This window comes from Pseudomonas sp. BIGb0381, from assembly GCF_024809815.1.
Classification (GTDB): Bacteria; Pseudomonadota; Gammaproteobacteria; order Pseudomonadales; family Pseudomonadaceae; genus Aquipseudomonas.
This window is the reverse complement of record NZ_JANUEN010000004.1, coordinates 164,916-183,867: the sequence shown is the minus strand read 5'-3', so window position 1 is coordinate 183,867 and position 18,952 is coordinate 164,916. Positions and strand designations below refer to the sequence as shown.

The following is an 18,952-nucleotide window of genomic DNA, read 5'->3' as shown; positions in this document are numbered from 1 at the left end:
GCCACCTGATGCCGGTCGGCTAGACCCATTCCCTCAGGCGGTACCACAACATCCCCAACGCCAGCAGCGGCGAGCGCAACGCCTTGCCGCCAGGAAAGGTCATGTGCGGCACCTGGCTGAACACATCCAGGCCCTGGCTGTGGCCCGCGTGTATGCCTTCGGCCAACAGCCGCGCGCACCAGTGCGTCACGTTAAGCCCATGCCCGGAATAGCCCTGGGCGTAGAACACGTTCGGGTACTGCTGCAGCCGCCCGACCTGCGGGAAGCGATTGGCGGTGATACCGATCTTGCCGCCCCACTGGAACGCGATGGCGGTGTCGGCCAGTTGCGGAAACACCTTGAGCATCTTCGGTTGCATATAGGCGGCGATGTCCCGCGGATCGCGCCCGGAGTAATGACAAGCACCGCCGAACAACAGGCGGCGGTCGGCGGAAAGCCGGTAGTAATCCAGGCCGACTTTCTGGTCACACAGGGCCAGGTTTTGCGGGATCAATGCGTGGGCGACGTCTTCAGGCAGCGGCTCGGTGGCGATGATGTAACTGCCCGCCGGGAGCACCTTGCCGCTCAGGCGCGGTTCCAATTCTTCCAGATGGGCATTGCAGGCCAGTACCAGACTGGCGGCGCGCACCGTGCCGCCAGCGCAACGCACCTGCACCGTGTCGCCGTGAACCAGCGCCAGCACTTCGGTGTGTTCAAAGATCCGCACCCCCAGGGACTCGGCCACCTGAGCCTCGCCGAGCACCAGGTTCAGCGGGTGCAAGTGCCCGGAGCCCATGTCCACCAAAGCGCCTGCATACTGCGTCGAATCCACCACTTCGCGGATAGCCTGCGGGCCCACCAGACGGATCTCATGGGCATACCCCAGGCGCGCCAGGCTGTCCTGCTCGTCCTTGAAGGCGGCGAACTGCGCCGGGGTATTGGCCAGCTCGGCAAACCCCCAGCGCAAGTCGCAGTCGATTCCGTGCTCGCGAATGCGCTCGCCCACCAGCGCCACCGAGTCGATACCGGCACGCTCCAGGTAACGCACGCCCTCCTCGCCCACATACTTGGCGAACCCCGACACATCGTGGCCGATGCCACGAATCAACTGCCCGCCATTGCGCCCACTGGCGCCCCAGCCGATACGCCGGGCCTCCAACAGGATCACCGAGAGCCCGCGCTGGGCCAGTTCGATAGCGGTATTGACGCCGGTAAAACCACCGCCGATCACACACACATCGGCGCTCAGGTCAGCGCCCAGTGACGGGCGCTCCGGCATTGCATTCGCGGACGCGAGGTAATAGGAACGCGCGTGGTCACTGGCTTGGATCATTTGTTGGTCTTCACTTTGCTCCAGGCGCGCGTCATCAGGCGCATGGTCGCCGGGGTCGGCGTGGTGGAAATATAGAGTTTGTCGAGCACGGCCTGGGACGGGTACACCTCAGGGTTGTTCACCAGTTCCGGGTCCATGAACGCCTTGGCCGCCGGGTTGGCGTTGGCGTAACCGACCGAGGCGCTGACCTTGGCGATCACTTCAGGGTCGAGCAGGTAGTTGATAAAGGCATGGGCCTCTTTCGGGTTACTCGCATCGGCCGGAATGGCCAGCAGGTCGAACCACAGGTTGGAGCCTTCCTTGGGAATCGAGTAAGCGATATTCACGCCGTTCTTGGCTTCCTTGGCGCGGTTGGCGGCCTGGAACACATCGCCCGAATAGCCGAACGCCACGCAGATATTGCCGTTGGCCAGGTCCGAAATGTACTTGGAGGAATGGAAGTAGGTAATGTACGGCCGCAGGGTCAGCAGCTTGGCTTCAGCTTCCTGGTAGTCCTTGGGGTTCTCGCTGCGCGGGTCCTTGCCCATGTAGTTGAGGATCGCTGGGAACAGCTCATCCGCCGAGTCGAGGAAGGCCACGCCGCACTGGTTGAGCTTCTTGATGTTCTCCGGTTCGAACAGCACCGCCCATGAATCGATATGGTCGATGCCCAACACCTGCTTGACCTTGTCGACGTTGTAACCGATGCCGTTGGTACCCCACAGGTACGGCACCGAGTGCGCATTGCCCGGGTCGTTTTTCTCCAGCAGCTTGAGCAGCTTGGGGTCGAGGTTCTTGAAGTTGGGCAACTGCGAACGGTCGAGCTTGAGGAACGCGCCGGCCTTTACCTGGCGCGCCAGGAAGTGATTGGACGGCACCACCACGTCATAACCGGTGCGGCCCGCGAGCAACTTGCCCTCCAGGGTTTCGTTGGAGTCGAATACGTCGTAGATCACCTTGATCCCGGTCTTGGCCTGGAAATCCGCCAAGGTGGTCTCACCGATATAGTCGGTCCAGTTGTAGACGCTCACCGTCGGCGCGGCCTGGCCGGCACTGCTGAACGCGGCCACCAGGGCCAGCGGAAGAAGCTTGTTCACAAGACGCATATCGACACCCCTTTTGGTTTTTTAGACGCTCAACAGCAGCAACACACGCTCCGGCAGACGGGTTGGCTTGCGCCGGCTTGTACTCGCGGCGCATTGAGGTCTATCTTGGGCCAGCCTTCACGGGCCATCTATCCACTTTGCACGCAGCACAACGCACCAATAGAGTGCGCACGGATCACCCATGACACAGGCAACCGCTTTGCGCGTACAGGCCTTCACCACCGGTGACGTGGCCGCCCAATGCAGTGCGACACCCGGTTGGGTGCAGCAGTACCAGCAGATGTCCCCCGGGCATTTTGCCGGGCGCATCCGCTACCTCGACCTGCAAGGTGTCGAGGTCTACGAAGAGAGCATGAACACCCGCGTGGAGCAGCACTTCAACGCACCACCGGGCGCGTTGGCGTTCTGTTTCGATGGCAGCGACAACGCGCTGTACCTGCTCAATGGCGAAAGCCGTAACACCTGGATCACCCCGGAAAACTACCGTGAAGTGGCGGTAGTGTTCGGCCCGCAATTCGTGCAGCGCCACGGCCTGGATATGGAGACGCTGGAAGGCCTGTTCATGGCGCCGCTGACTTGTCAGCAAAACGCGCTGTTCAGCCGCTGGCTTAGTGGCACGCTGACGCGCTTGTCCACCTTGACCGACCCGATCAGCCGCGACGCCCTCACCCAGCAATTGCTCGACGACTGCCTGTTCATCCTCGACAACGCCTGCGTGTGCCTGGACCGCAGTTCATTGCAGCGGCGCAGCGAAGAGCGCCAGTTGATGGCACGCATAGGCGAGTGGGCGGCGGATGCGCCGGACGAAACCGTCAATCTGTTGGAACTGGCTCGGATCGCCGGCGTGCCGCTGCGCCAGTTGCAGCAAGGGTTCAAGACCTACACCGGGATGAGCCCGGCGCAGTGGTTGCGCTTGCGCCGGTTGAATGGGGCACGGAGGGAGTTGCTGAGCAGTACCGGAACAACCGTGGCCGAGGTGGCGATGAACTGGTCGTTCTGGCATTTGGGGCGGTTCTCTAACAGCTATCGAGCATTGTTCAAGGAACTACCCAGCGAAACTCTAAAGCACTCACTTTGAAATGCATCTGAAAATGTGGGAGGGGCTTGCCCCCTCCCACATTGGATTGCATTTCAAGGCTGGGATTTTAGGTAGGTTGAGATTAGCTGGTTAACCCGCTCCGCCGCTTCCAACTGCACCATATGCCCCTGCCCCGGCAATATCTCCACCTGGGCCTCCAACCCCTGGGCATGGCCGGCCGGGATGATTGCATCGTCACTGCCCCAGATCACCAGGCTCGGTTGCTGCCCCACTACGCTGCGCAAATCCAGGCGCTGGCGCCCACCCTCAAACAACTGGGTATTGAGCTGACGAAGCGCCTGGTCCACCCCTTCCAAGCGCTTGAACTTGAGCATGTCCTCCAGCATCTGCCGCGTCACCAGCGTCGGGTCGCTGAACAGTTGCACCAGTTGCGGCTTGAGCGCGTTCCGGTTATTGGCCTCGGTGAACCCTTGCAGGTAATCGCCATTGATGTCCGCCCCCAGCCCGGCGCTGGCGATCAGGGTCAGCGAGGCAACGCGCGCCGGAGCCTGACGGGCGACCGTCAGGCTGACCAACCCGCCCATGGAGTGCCCGGCCAAGTGCACGCGGTCGAGCTTGAGGTGATCGAGCAAGGCCAGCACGGCCTGGCTCAGCTCCTCGGCGTCACCCGCTTGCAGATGCTTGCCCGACTCGCCATGCCCTGGCAGGTCCAGGGCGATCACCCGGCGCTCGGCGGCCAGGGCCGGTTGGTTGAACAGCCAGTTGTTCAAGTCGCCGCCAAAGCCATGCACCAGCACCAGCGGCGTACCGCCCTCACCCAGGTCGAGATAGCGCAACAAGCGCCCGCCCAACTCGATCTTCTGCGCACTCGGCCCGGTGGCTTCGGCTTCGGCGCTGCTTGAGACGAACCCGGCGTTGAAGCTTTCGATCACCGCATCGATCTCGGCCTCACTGGCCTCACCTTCCACCACGACCCCCAGCAGTGCGCCCACCGGCAAGGTCTCGTCGCTCAGCGCCAGCACGCGGCGCAACACACCGCTGAACGGCGCCTCGACACTGCTGGAGATCTTGTCGGTCTCGACGTCCAGCACTTCTTCGCCCTTTTCCACCCGGTCGCCGGGCTGCTTGAGCCAGACATCGATGCGACCTTCGGTCATCGACAGCCCCCACTTGGGCATGGTCAAGGTATGGATCATGCGGCATTCCTCTTGTCGGCGATCTTCAGCACGGCGGCCTCGATCTTCGCGGCGTTGGGGATGTACAGGTCTTCCAGCGCATCGGAAAACGGCACCGGGGTGTGCGGCGCGGTGACCATCTCGATCGGCGCGCGCAGGAACGAGAAGCCCTGCTGGGCCACCAACGCACTGATGTCGGTAGCGATGGAACAACGCGGGTTGGACTCGTCGATCACCACCAGGCGCCCGGTTTTCTCCACGCTCTCAAGGATGCTGTCTTCGTCCAGCGGGCTGGTGGTGCGCAGGTCCAGCACCTCACAGTCGATGCCCTGGCGCGCCAGGTTGGCGGCGGCTTCCAGGGCGACATGCACCATGCGCCCGTAGGTCACCAGGGTCACGTCGCGGCCTTCGCGCACAAAGTTGGCTTCGCCGAACGGCACGGTGTACAGCTCTTCCGGCACCTCACCTTGGAGGCTGTAGAGCATCTTGTGTTCGAGGAAGATTACCGGGTCGTTGTCGCGGATCGCCTGGATCAACATGCCCTTGGCGTCATACGGCGTGGCCGGACACACCACCTTGAGGCCGGGAATGTGCGTCCACATCGACGTCAGCATCTGCGAATGCTGGGCGGCGGCGCGCAGGCCGGCGCCATACATGGCGCGCACCACCAGCGGCGTGGTGGTCTTGCCGCCGAACATGTAGCGAAACTTGGCGGCCTGGTTGAGCAACTGGTCGAGGCAGCAGCCGATAAAGTCGACGAACATCAATTCGCACACCGGGCGCATGCCGCGGGTGGCGGCGCCGACGGCCATGCCGACGTAGCCGACTTCAGACAACGGCGCATCGAGTACCCGGTCTGGAAACTCCGGGTACAGGCCCTTGGTCACGCCGAGCACACCGCCCCAGGCGTCCTGCTCGCCGGGGGAGCCGGTGCCGCCGGAGACGTCCTGGCCAATGATGAACACACTCTGGTCCCGGCGCATTTCCTGGGCCAGGGCTTCGTTGATTGCCTGCTGATAGCTGATTTTGCGAGCCATGAGATTCTCTCCGAGTCTTGTTGTTATTAGCGGTAGGCGACGTAGACATCGCTGAGCAGGTCGGCGGCCTGGGGCTTGGGATCGGACTTGGCCAGGCGCACGGCGTCGTCGATCAACTGCGCGACCTCGCCGTCGATACGTTCGAACTGGGCCGCGTCAAGCCAGCCTTCGGCACTGCAGCGCTGGCGGAACAGTGCGAGGCAGTCGTGGGATTCGCGCAGGTTCTTCACTTCATCCGGGCCACGGTAGGTTTGTGCATCGCCTTCAAAGTGGCCGTAGAAGCGACTCAGCTTGACCTCCACCAAGGTCGGCCCCTCGCCTTTGCGCGCACGCTCCACGGCCACGCCCAGCGCCGCGTGCACGGCGAAGAAGTCATTGCCATCGACAATCACCCCCGGCATGCCAAAGCCCACCGCCCGTTCGGCAATGTCCTTGCACGCCACCGACCAGCCGGAACCGGTGGCCTCGGCATAGCCGTTGTTCTCGGCGACGAACAGGCACGGCAGTTTCATGATCGACGCCAGGTTCATCGCCTCGAACACCGCGCCCTCGTTGGAACCGCCGTCGCCGAAGAACGCCACGGCCACGCCCTGGCTGCCCTTGAGCTTGGAAGCCAGGGCAGCGCCTGCCGCCAACGGCGCACCGGCACCGACAATGCCGTTGGCGCCGAGCATGCCCTTCTCCTGGTCGGCGATGTGCATGGAGCCCCCCTTGCCGCCGCACACGCCGGTTTTCTTGCCGTAGATCTCGGCCATCATGCCGAACACATCCACGCCCTTGGCGATGCAATGGCCGTGGCCACGGTGGTTGGAGGCGATGCAATCTTCATCGTTGAGGTGCGCCATGACCCCCGCGGCGCTTGCCTCCTGGCCGGCGTACAGGTGCACGAAACCGGGGATCTCGCCGGTGGCGAATTCCACATGCAGGCGTTCTTCGAAATCACGGATGGTGCGCATCACGGTGTAGGCATGCAGCAATTGATCGGTGGACAGGTGAGTGGACATCTTGTTGTTCTCCAGGTTGTCTCGACACACAAAAGGCTGGCTGCGGCCAGCTGTAAGCGGTTCAGCACAGGCTGTGCCAAGGCGTACAAAAACCTGGCAAAGCCTTGACCCAGAGCAGTTCCGCACGGTTGTGCCGCTGCGCGATGCCAGCGCAGAATGAGACCCGGCATTGCAACGTGCAGGCAGCGTCTCAGGCGAATTGAGACGCTGCGTCTCAGCCTCGGCAGTTGGTCAGGCCAGCCTTGTCCGTCGACGCCCATAAGCGCTTAATGGCGGGCATAACAACAAAGATCGAGAACCGGAGGCCTTATGTTCGCCGCGAACTCCAGGGAACACGTCGACTGTGTCAGTCGCGTGGTCCGCAATGCCGATCGCCTGCCCCAGGCGCCGGTGCCGTCGCTGATTTTCGATTCATGGCGGCGCTCCATGGAGCAACACCACCTCGACCCCGGCTCGCTGCAGGGGCCCCGCATCCTCACCGAACCCTTGCTCAAGGAATGCCGCGAGCGCGCGGAACTGTTCATGCGCATCGCCAGCGAAGAAGTCGGGCAACTGCACCATCGGGTGCGCCACGCCGACTACTGCGTGATGCTGACCGACGCCCAGGGCCAGACCATCGACCACCGCGTCGACACTGCCATCCGCAGCGACTGTCGCAAAGCCGGCCTGTACCTCGGCACCTGCTGGTCGGAAGCCGAGGAAGGCACGTGCGGCGTGGCCACGGTGCTGACCAGCAAGGCCGCAGTGACCGTGCACAAGCGCGACCACTTCCGTGCCGCCTTTATCAGCCTGACCTGCTCCGCCGCGCCGATCTTCGACCCCCAGGGCAACCTGCTGGGCGTGATGGACGCCTCGGCGCTCAAATCCCCGGATGACCGACGCAGCCAGCATTTGGTGCGGCAGATGGTGGCGCAGAGTGCCCAAGCCATCGAGAACGCCTTCTTCATGCACAGCGCCCGCGAGCACTGGGTGCTCCAGGCCCACAGCACACCGGGCTATGTGGACAGCCAGCCCGACCTGCTGCTGGCCTGGGACCAGGATGGACGCCTGCAGGCGCTGAACAGCAAGGCGCGCCAGGCACTGCGCCGGCGTTTCGGCCAGGTGCCGGAGCATATCGGCGAAGTGTTCGACCTGGATGCGTTGCGCTCGGCCACCGATCAATCAACCCAACACCTGCAATGGCTGGGCGAGCCTGGCGTCTTGCACGTGCGGGTCAACACCCCGCGACGCAAGCCGGCACGGCCCGTTGCGCACACCCAGGTCGACCCACGGGTGGAAGAACACCTGCGCCTGGCCGTGCGCGTCAAGGACCGCAACCTGCCGGTACTGGTGCAGGGTGAAACCGGTGCAGGCAAGGAAGTTTTCGCCCGCCAACTGCACGAACGCAGCGCCCGGCGAACAGGGCCCTTTGTCGCGGTGAACTGCGCGGCGATCCCCGAGAACCTGATTGAAAGCGAGCTGTTCGGCTACGTGGCCGGGGCCTTTACCGGTGCGTCCAGCAAAGGCATGCCGGGGCTGTTGGTGCAGGCCGATGGCGGCACGTTGTTCCTCGATGAAATCGGCGATATGCCGCTGGCCTTACAGACGCGCCTATTGCGGGTGATGGCCGAGGGTGAAGTCGCGCCCCTGGGCGGGGCCAAAACCCGCACGGTGGACATCCAGGTGATCTGCGCCAGCCACCGCGACCTGGCCGTGCTGGTCAACGAAGGACGCTTTCGCGAAGACCTGTACTTCCGCCTCGGCTGCGCCCGCTTCTGCCTGCCACCGCTGCGCGAGCGCAGTGACAAACTGGCATTGATCAACCGGCTGGTGGAGCAGCAAGCGCGCGGCAGCGGCGTCTCGGTGGGCATCGGCCAGGCCGCGCTGGAACGACTGCTGGGCTACGCCTGGCCGGGCAATGTGCGCCAACTGCACCATGCGCTGGCGTATGCCTGTGCGGTGTGTGAAGGCGGGACCATCCAGTTGGCGGACTTGCCGGTGGAAGTGCGCGGCGAACAGGTCGAGGCGCTGACCGAGCACAGCGTCAGCCCGGAACGCCAAGTGGTACTGGACGCGTTGATCCGGCATCGCTGGAAGCCGTTGCCGACGGCGCAGGCGTTGGGCATTTCCCGAGCCACCCTGTACCGCCGAGTCAACCAGTTGGGCATCGACATGCCCGGCAAGCACTGACACAACGGGGTCAACCATGTGGGAGGGGGGCTTGCCCCCTCCCACATTTAACACCGCAGGCCTTGGAAGATCAGCGATAAACCAGCCCGCCATCGATCAACGGCGCCTGCCCGGTCATGTAATCCGCATCCGGCCCGGCCAGGTAGGCCACCAACCCCGCCACATCCTCCGGCGTTTCCGCACGGCCCAAGGCAATCCCATCCACATACTTCTTGTAGGTCGCGCCCACTTCAGCCCCGGTAATCTCGGCCATACGCTTGTCGATCTCCACCCACATGTCGGTGCCCACCACCCCAGGGCAGTAGGCATTGACCGTGATCCCGGCGCTCGCCAGTTCCTTGGCCGCCGCCTGGGTCAAGGCCCGCACGGCAAACTTGGTGGCCGAGTACACACCCAGCAACGCAAAGCCTTCGTGGCCGGCGATGGAGCAGGCATTGATGATCTTGCCCTTCTGCTTGAGCGCCTTGAATTTCTTGCCGGCAGCCTGGATGCCCCACAATACGCCCTGCACATTGATGCCCAGGGTACGCTCGACCTGTTCCGGGCTGACGTCCAGCAGCGAATCGATCTGCGCGACCCCGGCGTTGTTGACGATGATGTCGAAGCCACCAAGGGTCTGGTGCGCATGCTCGACCGCCGCCACCACCTGATCGCGCTTGGACACGTCGGCGATAAACACCGAGGCCTTGCGCCCCAACGCCACGACTTCGGCGGCCACGGCTTCGAGCTTGGCGCCATTGATGTCGACCAGGGCGATGTCGGCACCGTCCTGTGCCAGGCGCAGGGCGATGGCCCGGCCAATGCCCTGCCCGGCGCCGGTCACCAGCGCAACTTTTCCAGCGATACTCATGACAATCTCCTGCAACGATGAGAGAGCGTTGTCTATCGCAGGTACGCGCACGGGCTGTCGAGGCGCAAAGGGTTTGGCGTAGGCGTTGAGACGTCCTGTCTCAGCGCACGCGCCGGTACCGAACGCTTGTAAAACCTGGCCGTTATGCCTAGTTTATGCGCCCCCCGCCCTGCGCTTTAAGGCCCTGCCCCCATGGTTTTGCGTTTTCGTCCCGTCGTCAGTACACGTTTCGCTCTCGGCCTGCTGCTCAGCGGCGGTATCGGCAATAGTTGGGCGGCGCAGATCGAACTGCCGGCGGTGCAGGTCCAGGGCGAGGACGCGTCCGGCTATCGCGCAGACACCGCCTCGGTCGGCGGCTTCAATGAGGCGCCGCTGCTGGACACCCCGGCCTCGATCACGGTGATCAATGCCGCGTTGATCAAGGACCAGCAAGCGCGCCTGCTCAGTGAAGTGCTGCGCAACGATGCCTCGGTGGGCGACAGCTACGCGCCCATCGGTTACTACGAAAATTTCGTGGTGCGCGGTTTCTCGCTGAATGCGGCGAGCAGCTACAAGATCAACGGGCGCACCATCACCGGCGAGCAGAACGTTGCCCTGGAAAACAAGCAGCAGGTGGAAGTGCTCAAGGGCCTCGCCGGGTTGCAGAGCGGGATTTCCGAGCCCAGCGGCGTGATCAACTACGTGACCAAGCGCCCGGAGGATGTGCGCTCGGTGACGGTGTCCACCGATGACCGTGGCAGTGGCTATATCGCCACCGACGTCGGCGGCTGGTTTGGCAGCGAGCAGCAATTCGGCCTGCGCGCCAACATCGCCCATGAAGACCTCAATTCCTATGTGGAGCACGCCAACGGCCAGCGCGATTTCGTGTCCCTGGCCTTCGACTGGAACATCAGCCCCGACGCCGTGCTGCAACTCGACGCGGAATACCAGAACAAGCAACAACGCTCGGTGCCGGGCTACCAGTTGCTGGGCGGCAACGAGGTGCCCCACGATGCCTCGCCGAAAAAACTGCTGGGCCACCAGAGCGGTTCCAGGCAGGTCGGCATCGACGCGTTGAACCTCAACGGCACGTTCGAGTACAGCTTCAGCGACCAGTGGAAAGGCAGCGTCAGCGCCGCGCGCAGCAAGGTGGTGATTGATGACTACAGTTCGTTTGCCTGGGGCGGCGACACCAACGGCGTGGGCAACCACTTCACGCCCGAAGGCAACTACGACGTCTACGACTACCGCAGCCCCGACGATACCCGCCGTGACGATGAAGTCCAGGCGGCGATGACCGGCCTGTTCGACACCGCAGGCATCGGCCATGAACTGACCTTCGGCACCAGCGCGTTTCGCCGGGTGATCGACAAGCGCAAGTCCGTCAACGAGTACATCGGCACGACCAATATCGACGATGATGCACCGACGTTCACGCCCACCGACAAGCCTTTGAACGACAGCCATCGCACCCTCGACAGCCGCCAGTACGGCCTGTTCGTCACCGACCGCATCCGCTTCAACGAGCAATGGCAAACCATCCTCGGCGGCCGCGAAGTGCGCCTGGATGAAAAAGCCTTCGACGGCGTGACGGGCGACCAAGCCCGCCATACCCAGCAATACGTGTTTCTGCCCCAGGCGGCATTGATCTACAAACCCATAGAAAATATCTCGCTGTACACCAGTTACAGCAAAGGCCTGTCCCTGGGCGGCACTGCGCCGTGGTTTGCCAACAACGCCGATGAAACCCTGGCCCCGACCACCTCGCGGCAAATCGAAGCCGGGGTGAAATACGACTGGCGCCGCATCAGCTTCGCCGCCGCCGTGTTCCAGACGCGCCAGGCCTACCAGTACGCCAAGCCGGAGGGCGCCGGTACCTTTACCTATGTGCAACAGGGCGAGCAGAAGAACACCGGCGTGGAACTGTCGGCCAACGGCTGGGCCACCGAGCGCCTGCAGATTTCCACCAGCGTGGCGGCGATTCGTGCCCGGGTGAACGGCAGCGGCACGCCAGAATACGAAGAGCACCAGGCGATCAACGTGCCCAAGCTGCGCGCCAGTGTGTACGCCGATTATGCCTTGCCGTGGGTCAATGGCCTGGCGGTGCTCGGCGGCGTGCAATACAGCGCCAAGAAGTACGCCAACCGCAGCGGCAATGTGGAGGTGGGGGATTATGCGGTGGTCAACGTCGGCAGCCGCTACACCACCAAGGTCGACGGCTACGAGACGGTGTTCCGCCTGAGCGTCGACAACCTGTTCGACAAGCGCTACTGGCGCGACGCGGGCGAGTACATGGGCGATGACTATCTGTTCATGGGCGCACCACTGACGGCGCGCCTGAGTGCTTCGGTAAACTTCTGACACTTACCCCTGTGGCGAGCGGGCTTGCCCCGCGTTGGGCTGCGCAGCAGCCCCAATAAGAGCGCTGCAGTGCGCCAGGCAGCTCCGGGGCTGTGTTTTGGGGCTGCTCCGCAGCCCAACGCGGGGCAAGCCCGCTCGCCACAAAAGAGCCCTTCTCAACCACCTTTACTTGGGCATCTTGCGAAACCCTACCGCGAGTCGATTCCAGCTGTTGATGGTGGCGATGGCCACGCTCAGGTCGACTTGCTCCTGGGGGTTGAACTCAGCGGCAAGCGCAGTGAAGTCTGCGTCCGGGGCGTGAGTCTGGCTCAGCAGCGTCAGGCTCTCGGCCCAGGCCAACGCCGCGCGTTCACGCGGGGTGAAGAACGGCGTTTCGCGCCAGGCCGACAGGGTGTACAGGCGACGCTCGGTCTCGCCACCCTTGCGGGCATCGGCGGTGTGCATGTCGAGGCAGAACGCGCAGCCGTTGATCTGTGATACACGCAGGCGTATCAGTTCCAGCAATGGCAGCTCGATGGACAGTTTGCCGACGGCGGCTTCCAGGGCGAGCATGGCTTTCATGGCGTCTGGGGAAGCGGTGTAGAAATCGGTACGGGCTTGCATGAGGAACTCCAGAACGGTGGGAAGTGGTGGCTAGGTTAGCCACCGGGCCGTACGGGAGAAATAGCCAATTGCGGGGAAGAACAGGTGACCAATGGGGCGGTGTGTGATCAACCCGGCAATGGAATCACCCGCAACGGCCTCACCGATTTATAGGAAAAACTCGAATAGATCTCCTTGACGCAAGGCAGCGTCTGCAACACCTCCCGCGCAAACTCGCCGAACGACTCCAGGTCCTTCGCCACCACCTCCAGCAAAAAGTCATAGCGCCCCGACACGTTATGACAGGCCACAATTTCCGGAATATCCAACAAGCGCTGCTCAAACGCGCGGGCAATTTCCTGGGTGTGGCTCTCCATCATGATGCTGACAAACGCCGTCACCCCATACCCCAGCGCCTTGGGCGAGAGGATCGCCTGGTAGCCACTGATCACCCCGCTCTCCTCCAGGTTCCTGACCCGCCGCCAGCACGGTGAAGTGGTCAGGGACACGCGCTCGGCCAGCTCGGCCACGGTTAGACGGGCGTTGCCTTGCAGGGCGTTTAATAGTGCTTTGTCGGTGCGATCCAGCGTGACGGGCATGATGTGCCTCTGTTTATTGTTTTTAGCGATTTTTCATCCCAGGACAGGGGACTTGTCGGCAATATTTGGAAAATACAGCCGTGGTTATGAGCATAGCATTGTAGGAAATAAGGAGCGTCCGACATGAACAATAAACACAATGCATTCGGCTTTTCCACCCGTGCCATCCACCACGGCTACGACCCCAAGGACCACCACGGCGCACTCGTGCCGCCGATCTACCTGTCGGCCACGTTTGCCTTTCCCACCGCCGAATACGGCGCCGCCTGTTTTGCCGGTGAGGCCAGCGGCCATTTCTATACACGCATTTCCAACCCGACCCTGGCGCTGCTGGAGTCCCGCATGGCCACCCTGGAAAACGGCGAGGCAGCGGTGGCGTTCAGTTCCGGCATGGGCGCAATTGCCGCAACATTCTGGACCCTGCTGCGCCCAGGCGATGAGGTGATCGTCAGCCAGACACTCTACGGCTGCACCTTCGCCTTGCTGCATCACGGTATCGGCGAGTTCGGCATCAAGGTGCGCCACGTCGACCTCACCGACCTGGCCGCCCTGCAAGCGGCGCTGAGCCCCGCCACGCGCATGATCTACTGCGAGACCCCGGCCAACCCCACCCTGCGACTGGTGGACATCGCCGCCGTGGCCGCCCTCGCCCATCAACAGCCGAATGTGACCGTGGTGGTCGATAACACCTACTGCACGCCGTACCTGCAACGGCCCCTGGAACTGGGCGCCGACGTGGTGGTGCACTCCGCCACCAAATACCTCAGCGGCCATGGCGACATCACCGCTGGTATTGCCGTCAGCAACCAGGCCCTCGCCCAGCGCATTCGCCTGCAAGGCCTCAAGGACTTGACCGGCGCGGTGATGTCGCCCCAGGACGCTTCGCTGTTGATGCGCGGTCTCAAGACGCTGGCCCTGCGCATGGACCGCCATTGCAGCAACGCCCAGGCCGTGGCCGAAGCCCTGCAGGCGCATCCCGCTGTGGAGTGGGTGACATATCCGGGGCTGCGCAGCTTCGCGCAGTATGAATTGGCGGCGCGGCAGATGAGCCAGGCCGGCGGCATGATCGCCTTCGAACTCAAGGGCGGTATCGACACCGGTCGACGCTTCATGAATGCCCTCAAGCTGTTCACCCGCGCGGTCAGCCTGGGCGACGCCGAGTCACTGGCCCAGCACCCGGCGAGCATGACCCATAGCACCTACACCCCTGAAGAACGCGCGCATCACGGTATCAGCGAAGGCCTGGTGCGTTTATCAGTGGGGCTTGAGGACGTTGCCGACCTGTTGGCGGACGTGCAGCAGGCGTTGGCCAAGTGCAGCCGCGCCGTGCCGCGCCAAACGCTCAAGCCTCTCGCGCCTTCACCTTCAAATGCCGCGCATACCAAGGCCGCTGCGGCACGCGCTTGAACAGGCCCTGCAACAGGTTCTCGTCCTCGCCAAAGGTAATGCGCAATGCGAGCTTCATGGTTTCCGGGTCCATCTCCATCGACTTGCCCATCTGCAACCCCGGTGTGGTGCTGCAGCCATGAGTGTCCGGGCCCAGCCACGGGTCGCCGACTTCGACCCAGCGCCCCGGCGCGAACCAAGCCACGCCATTGACGTCCAGGCGCCTGACCTCGCCGGGGTGGAAGCGTTCGTGGGCGCGGTACCAGTCTTCTATGCGGTCGTCGATCCAGCCGTGGAAGTGCCAGAACACCGGGTTTACGTGGGATGAAAACGGGTCGCCGAGGAAGTCGTTTTCTGCCGCGTACCAGCGCGCGGCAAAGTCTGCCGGGTCGCGGGCCAGGGGTACCGGGGCGCCGTTGGACGGGTCGCGGGGCACCGAGGCCCAGCGCATGTGCAGCCAGTCGTGCAGGCCCAGTTCCATTTCGGAGCCGAGTTGACCAAGGGTGCGTTTGGCCAGGTAGCGCGGGTCGCGGTATTGGGATTCCCAGACCTGGAAGTTGCTGTGGTAAGTCTCGGCGGCCTTGATGTCGGCGACCCACTGGGTGTACTCGCTGTCATCCGGCTCCGACCAGGTGGGCGGCAGCGCGAAGCCGTCGTGGTTGTCGAAGTAACGCAGGAAACCAAGGCGATCACGCTCCAGCGCCGGTTGCGGTTCGGGGAATGCGGGCCACGAGGGCAAGTCCTGCATGGAACGCGCGGTGCCGAGCATATGGCGGTGCATGAAGAAGAAGTCGATGCCCGAGCCGTTGCGGTCTTTGAGCTTGCCGCGGGCGTCGCGCTCTTTACCGCGCGGGCCGGGTTGCCAGCCGATGCCGCGCAGGGCGTCGCGTTTTGCTTCGGAGAGTTTGTGCCACTGGTCACGGGTGGCGTGCCATAGCTGGTGAAACAGGCGGTGCTCGGGGGCGATCAGCCAGGCCAACAGGGTCGGGTTGAGGCCGATGCGTTGGCGGGCTTCGGGAAACAGCCGTTTGTGGGCGATAAAGCGGTTGTCGTGCTCGGTCAGGGCAAGCGGCCGATCCAGGTCGAGGATGTGCCCACTGAGGGTGCCGCTGCCGGCATTGCCGAAGTCGGCCCAGACCTCATCGAGGGTCATCTTGAACTCATAGGCGGGCCTGCCGTCGAGGGCATCGCGGTCGATCAGGCGCCAGTAGAGCAACGCGCCCTCGCCCGTCAGCAGGTCACCGAGCACGCGGTAGCGCGGTTCGCCTTCGCTGCGCAGGTTGGCGGCGGTGTCCAGGTAGCCGCGCAGGCCACGGCCACGGGGAGCGATGTCGAGCAGCAGTTCCAGGCCTTGCAGCGGCAAGCCCTTGAGGCCGGCGTCGCGGCCTTCCAGGCGCAGGCTCCACACCCCGCGCAAGGTGTTGGCCAAGTGCTGCCCGGCGGTGTCGGCCAGGTCAACGGTGGCTTCGCCGGGAGTGATGGGGAATTCTTCTTCGCGCGTCAACTCGCGATGGGCATAGAAGGCGGCCGGCACAGCCGCGCCGGTCAGCGCCAGGCCTGCGATGAACCCACGTCGAGAGATGGTCATTGTCTACCTTAGGAAACGGCTTTATCAGAGCTAGAACGTTTGCAGGCCAGGGAAATTTACCGCCCTGCCCGCGCCGCCTAAATTTCCCCGCGCATCACTCGTTCCTCCCTGATAGCGAAGGCCTCAACTGACTGAGATGGCAATGACAAAACCACGTTCGAAAAAGGCGCTGTACATCGGCTTGCCGCTGGCACTGGCCATCGGTGCCGGCGCAGGCTTCCTGGCCTGGGATCACTGGTTCAAGGGCAATGCCGGCTACCCGCTCGCAGTGATCAAGCAGGCCAATGAAATGCAGGACCGCCTGCTGTCGTTCGACAGCCACATCACCGTCCCCATGGACTTCGGCACCGCCGGCAACGAGGCCGACAAGGACGGCAGCGGCCAGTTCGACCTGGCCAAAGCGGCACGCGGTCGCTTGTCCGGCGCTGCCCTGACGATTTTCGGCTGGCCGGAAATCTGGAATGGCCCCAACGCGCCGCACAGGCCCACTGACGGCTTTGTCGAGGAAGCCCGCCACGAGCAGGAGGTGCGCTACAAGATCATCTCCGGCATGGTGCGTGATTTTCCCAATCAAGTCGGCATCGCCTATACCCCGGACGACTTTCGACGCCTGCATGGCGAAGGCAAGTTTGCGATCTTTATCAGCATGCTCAACGCCTACCCGCTGGGCAATGACCTGAACCAACTGGACCTGTGGGCGGCACGTGGCATGCGCATGTTCGGCTTCAGCTATGTGGGCAATAACGCCTGGTCGGACTCATCGCGCCCGCTGCCGTTTTTCAACGACTCGGTGGATGCGCTCGACGGCCTGTCGGACATAGGCAAACAAGCGGTGCAGCGCCTCAATGACCTGGGGGTGATCATCGATGTGTCACAGATGTCGACCAAGGCCCTGGAGCAGGTGGCGCAGTTGAGCCGCACGCCGATGGTGGCGTCGCACTCGGCGCCGCGCGCAGCGGTGGACATCCCGCGCAACCTCAGCGACAAGGAACTGCAACTGATCAAGCGCAGCGGCGGCGTGGTGCAAATCGTGGGCTTCTCGGCCTACCTGCGCCCGCTGAGCCAACCGACCCAGGACAAGCTCAACACCCTGCGCGCCCGCTTCGACCTGCCCCCCCTGCCCAACCTGGCCGTGGCCTTGATGCCGGGTGACGCGATCATCGCCGCCTGGCCCGAGCACAGGTTCGGCGAGTACGCCAGCGCGCTGTACGCGATCCTCGATGAGGAACCCAAGGCCACGCTCAAGGACCTGGGCGACGCCATCGACTACACCGTGCGCAAGATCGGTATCGATCACGTCGGTATCGCTTCGGACTTCAACGACGGCGGCGGCCTCGACGGCTGGAACAACGTCGGCGAAATCCGCAACGTCACCGCCGAACTGATCCAGCGCGGTTACTCCGAAGCCGACATCGCCAAACTGTGGGGAGGCAACTTCCTGCGGGTGTGGGACCAGGTACAAAAAGCCGCCAAGCCCTTGGCCAATCGTTAATCACCTAGAAGCAAGTCCATGACTGACCGCCGTACGTTTCTCAAGCTGGCCGGGGTAGTTGCCGCCAGCCTGCCATTGGGCGCTGCACGCCTCCCGCAAGCACTGGCTGCCAACACAACAGATGACCCATGGACGGGGTTCAAGCAGTTGTTCAACCAGGATCCGGATTACCTGCACTTCTCCAATTTCCTGGTGGCCTCGCACCCCAGGCCGGTACGCGAAGCCATTGAGCGCTACCGCGCACAGATCGACCGTAACCCGGGGCTCGCCATGGACTGGGACCTGGAGGAAACCTGGAAACGCGAAGGCCAGGTGCGCGAATGGGCCGGCCGCTACCTCAAGGCCGCCCCGCCGCAGATCGCCCTCACCGGCAGCACCTCCGAAGGCCTGGCGATGATCTATGGCGGCATCAAGGTGCGGCCGGACCAGGAAATCCTCACCACCGTGCATGAGCATTACGCCACCCAGAACGTGCTGGATTTTCGCGTGATCAAGGAAGGCACCCAGGTACGCCGGATCACACTGTTCGAGCGCGCCAGCCAGGTCTCTGCCGACGAAGTAGTGGGAAACATCCGGCGCAATATCCGCCCCAACACCCGCGTGCTGGGAATGACCTGGGTACAGTCCGGCAGCGGCGTGAAACTGCCCATCGGTGAGATCGGCAAGCTGGTGGATGAGTACAACCGCAACCGCGATGACAGCGACCGCATCCTCTATGTGGTGGACGGCGTGCATGGTTTCGGCGTGGAAAACCTCGACTTCCCCGACATGCACTGCGACTTCTTTATCGCCGGCACCCATAAATGGATGTTCGGCCCCCGCGGCACCGGCCTGGTCTGCGCCCGCAACCCTGAAAACAAGTACGTCACGCCCATGGTGCCGACCTTCTCCGAGGACAAGGACTTCGCCACCATCATGACCCCCGGCGGTTATCACGCCTTCGAGCATCGCTGGGCGGCGGATGAGGCCTTCAAGCTGCACCTGCAACTGGGCAAGGCGCCGGTGCAGGCGCGCATTCATGGGCTGAACGCCGAACTCAAGGAGCAATTGCTGGCGCACCCGCAGATCGAATTGGTCACGCCGCGCAGCCCCGAACTGTCGGCCGGTTTCACCTTCTTCCGGGTCAAAGGCCAGGACAGTGGTGCGGTGGCGGCCCACATGCTGAAAAACCGCGTGGTGATCGATGCGGTGGACCGCGACGTCGGCCCGGTGATCCGCACGGCGCCCGGCCTGCTCAACAATTCCGAAGAAATCCAGCGCTTCATGACCCTGCTCAGCCAGCGGTTGTGACACC

Annotated in this window: 15 protein-coding genes; 6 read left to right on the top strand and 9 right to left on the bottom strand. The window is 63.5% G+C overall.

The genetic code is table 11. The annotated features are described in order from the left end of the window. Positions 1-19 precede the first annotated feature (19 nt). The gene (locus M2397_RS14170) at positions 20-1,312 is read right to left on the bottom strand and encodes an FAD-binding oxidoreductase (RefSeq protein ID WP_259243711.1); all 1,293 of its coding nucleotides are present in this window, start codon (positions 1,310-1,312) and stop codon (positions 20-22) included. Continuing rightward, complete coding sequence (locus M2397_RS14165; protein ID WP_145337247.1) at positions 1,309-2,397, bottom strand: polyamine ABC transporter substrate-binding protein; 1,089 nt, start codon at positions 2,395-2,397, stop codon at positions 1,309-1,311. The genes M2397_RS14170 and M2397_RS14165 overlap by 4 nt, the downstream gene beginning before the upstream one ends. A 181-nt stretch (positions 2,398-2,578) precedes the next feature. On the opposite strand from M2397_RS14165, the gene M2397_RS14160 reads away from it, so the two are divergent. After that, on the top strand, positions 2,579-3,475 hold the full coding sequence (locus M2397_RS14160; protein WP_145337246.1) for a helix-turn-helix domain-containing protein: 897 nt from the start codon (positions 2,579-2,581) through the stop codon (positions 3,473-3,475). Positions 3,476-3,528: 53 nt separating this feature from the next. Here the strand turns inward: M2397_RS14160 and M2397_RS14155 are convergent, their stop codons facing one another. The 3 genes from M2397_RS14155 to M2397_RS14145 are packed head-to-tail and all read right to left on the bottom strand — an operon-like array spanning position 3,529 to position 6,652. Further along, positions 3,529-4,632, bottom strand: a complete 1,104-nt coding sequence (locus tag M2397_RS14155; RefSeq protein WP_259243707.1) for an acetoin dehydrogenase dihydrolipoyllysine-residue acetyltransferase subunit — start codon at positions 4,630-4,632, stop codon at positions 3,529-3,531. Next, on the bottom strand, positions 4,629-5,648 hold the full coding sequence (locus M2397_RS14150) for an alpha-ketoacid dehydrogenase subunit beta (RefSeq protein WP_131700193.1): 1,020 nt from the start codon (positions 5,646-5,648) through the stop codon (positions 4,629-4,631). The genes M2397_RS14155 and M2397_RS14150 overlap by 4 nt, the downstream gene beginning before the upstream one ends. Before the next feature lie 26 nt (positions 5,649-5,674). Next, positions 5,675-6,652 carry a thiamine pyrophosphate-dependent dehydrogenase E1 component subunit alpha gene (locus M2397_RS14145; protein ID WP_131700192.1) on the bottom strand — a complete coding sequence of 326 codons (978 nt, stop codon included), beginning with the start codon at positions 6,650-6,652 and terminating at the stop codon, positions 5,675-5,677. Positions 6,653-6,961: 309 nt separating this feature from the next. On the opposite strand from M2397_RS14145, the gene M2397_RS14140 reads away from it, so the two are divergent. Next, the gene (locus M2397_RS14140) at positions 6,962-8,821 is read left to right on the top strand and encodes a sigma-54-dependent Fis family transcriptional regulator (protein WP_131700191.1); all 1,860 of its coding nucleotides are present in this window, start codon (positions 6,962-6,964) and stop codon (positions 8,819-8,821) included. A 70-nt stretch (positions 8,822-8,891) separates the two neighbouring features. Here the strand turns inward: M2397_RS14140 and M2397_RS14135 are convergent, their stop codons facing one another. Then, positions 8,892-9,671 (bottom strand): acetoin reductase, encoded by a 780-nt coding sequence (locus M2397_RS14135; RefSeq protein WP_131700190.1) that lies wholly within the window; start codon positions 9,669-9,671, stop codon positions 8,892-8,894. Positions 9,672-9,863: 192 nt separating this feature from the next. Between M2397_RS14135 and M2397_RS14130 the strand changes: the two genes are divergently transcribed. Beyond that, positions 9,864-12,011 carry a TonB-dependent siderophore receptor gene (locus M2397_RS14130; RefSeq protein ID WP_259243702.1) on the top strand — a complete coding sequence of 716 codons (2,148 nt, stop codon included), beginning with the start codon at positions 9,864-9,866 and terminating at the stop codon, positions 12,009-12,011. Positions 12,012-12,176: 165 nt separating this feature from the next. On the opposite strand, the gene M2397_RS14125 is transcribed toward M2397_RS14130, so the two are convergent. Both M2397_RS14125 and M2397_RS14120 read right to left on the bottom strand, forming a co-directional pair. Further along, positions 12,177-12,614 (bottom strand): carboxymuconolactone decarboxylase family protein, encoded by a 438-nt coding sequence (locus M2397_RS14125; protein WP_131700188.1) that lies wholly within the window; start codon positions 12,612-12,614, stop codon positions 12,177-12,179. A 107-nt stretch (positions 12,615-12,721) separates the two neighbouring features. Then, entirely contained in the window at positions 12,722-13,192 is a 471-nt protein-coding gene (locus M2397_RS14120; RefSeq protein WP_184745891.1) for an Lrp/AsnC family transcriptional regulator, read from the bottom strand. 123 nt (positions 13,193-13,315) lie between these two features. Between M2397_RS14120 and M2397_RS14115 the strand changes: the two genes are divergently transcribed. Then, positions 13,316-14,599, top strand: coding sequence for a methionine gamma-lyase (locus tag M2397_RS14115; RefSeq protein ID WP_256663512.1), 1,284 nt, complete (start codon positions 13,316-13,318; stop codon positions 14,597-14,599). Here M2397_RS14115 and M2397_RS14110 read toward each other — a convergent pair. After that, positions 14,535-16,166 (bottom strand): PvdJ/PvdD/PvdP-like protein, encoded by a 1,632-nt coding sequence (locus M2397_RS14110; RefSeq protein ID WP_259243698.1) that lies wholly within the window; start codon positions 16,164-16,166, stop codon positions 14,535-14,537. The two genes, M2397_RS14115 and M2397_RS14110, sit on opposite strands and share 65 nt — an antisense overlap. Before the next feature lie 142 nt (positions 16,167-16,308). Between M2397_RS14110 and pvdM the strand changes: the two genes are divergently transcribed. Beyond that, the gene (gene pvdM, locus M2397_RS14105; RefSeq protein WP_131700185.1) at positions 16,309-17,658 is read left to right on the top strand and encodes a pyoverdine-tailoring dipeptidase-like protein PvdM; all 1,350 of its coding nucleotides are present in this window, start codon (positions 16,309-16,311) and stop codon (positions 17,656-17,658) included. An 18-nt stretch (positions 17,659-17,676) separates the two neighbouring features. Beyond that, a complete protein-coding gene (locus tag M2397_RS14100) occupies positions 17,677-18,948 on the top strand; it encodes an aminotransferase class V-fold PLP-dependent enzyme (RefSeq protein ID WP_259243696.1) in 1,272 nt (423 codons plus the stop codon). Positions 18,949-18,952 lie beyond the last annotated feature (4 nt).